Annotated in this window: 1 protein-coding gene; it reads right to left on the bottom strand. The window is 34.2% G+C overall.

What is annotated here, in order from left to right; translation table 11 throughout:
• Positions 1 to 169: 169 nt before the first annotated feature.
• Positions 170 to 1,054, bottom strand: a complete 885-nt coding sequence (locus tag AC3DU7_RS05125) for an Rpn family recombination-promoting nuclease/putative transposase (RefSeq protein WP_488038276.1) — start codon at positions 1,052 to 1,054, stop codon at positions 170 to 172.
• Positions 1,055 to 1,219: the final 165 nt, after the last annotated feature.

Below are 1,219 nucleotides of genomic sequence, written 5' to 3'. Positions count from 1 at the left end.
GGTTCGGTCTCCTTTTATGGGAAAAGTCAGTGGGAGCATCCTGCTGCCATTGTCAGAAATCACAATAATTTCTGCTGGTGCGTTACGCTTTGCTTAAACGCACCCTACATCTTTATATAGATAACAGCAACAATAAATCCGTATATCCGTGGCAAAATTAGTATCTAGCTCATGCTTGACTATTCAACCAATTCTCCACATCTTCCAGAGTATTGAAACCTAAAATTTCTGCTGCTAAAAGCTTAAATTGTTCCACAGATAAGTCCTCCATTTTAATCTTAAATTCTCTAGGAATCTCTCCAAATTTCTGCCGAAGTTGAACCAGAATTAATTCAGAATATGCCTGGGTTTGAGCAAAAGTAATCCCTCCCTTATTGTCTTCAATAACCATTTCCTGCCTTTCCAAAAAATCTAATTCTTCTCTAGTTAAACTAGCGCGATTAGCAATATTTAAAGCTGATTCTATTTCTGGCACTGCCCCTAGAGAATCGGGAATTACTTCTAAATTAGGAGCATCTTTAAGAAAATAAATCCACTTGTCACTAAGGGTTTCTAATTCTGAGAGTTCCTTGTGGAATTTAGGTAATTCTAAAAAGATTAAACTCAATTCATCTCGATAATTAAACAACAGCGTGTCTTCTTTAAATCGAAACTTATTAATCATCTGAGGCTTGTCTTCAAATAGCACAAAATCAGTAATTGTTAAAGCAACATAAGGTCGTAAAGTTGGATATTTTTCTCCTTTACCTAGCTGATTTCCGTAAGCTTTTGCTAAGTTATAAACTACTCGTTTCTCAAAAGCTTTGAGGTGAATTACCTGCATTTCTATAATTACAGTTGTACCATTATCTAATAATGCTTTGACATCCAGAAAGCTATCTTTAGAAACTTCAATTTTTCCTGGATTAGCAGGGTCAATTATTGTTAGAGATTTAATAGTATTTGTGTTGTCGTAAATTATGGCGTTCAGAAAGCTAATAAGGATGTTTTTATTCTTATCAGAAGCGAATATTTTTTTAAAAGCAAAGTCTGTTTTAGGGTCGATAAATCTCATAGTTAGTTCTCCTTTTTTATAAGCATTTCCTACGGACTGCTGCGCAAACAGCCGTCAGCTATCAGCTATATCAGCTATCAACTATTGCTTTTGATGTGAATTCAAAGTAGTATTAATTGAGCCATAATTAAATCTTACTACAAAAGTTGTTAAAGTCTATACTTT

Source organism: Okeania sp. (genome assembly GCF_983059655.1).
The sequence above is the reverse complement of the archived record's forward strand: the minus strand, read 5'-3'. Positions and strand labels throughout refer to the sequence as shown.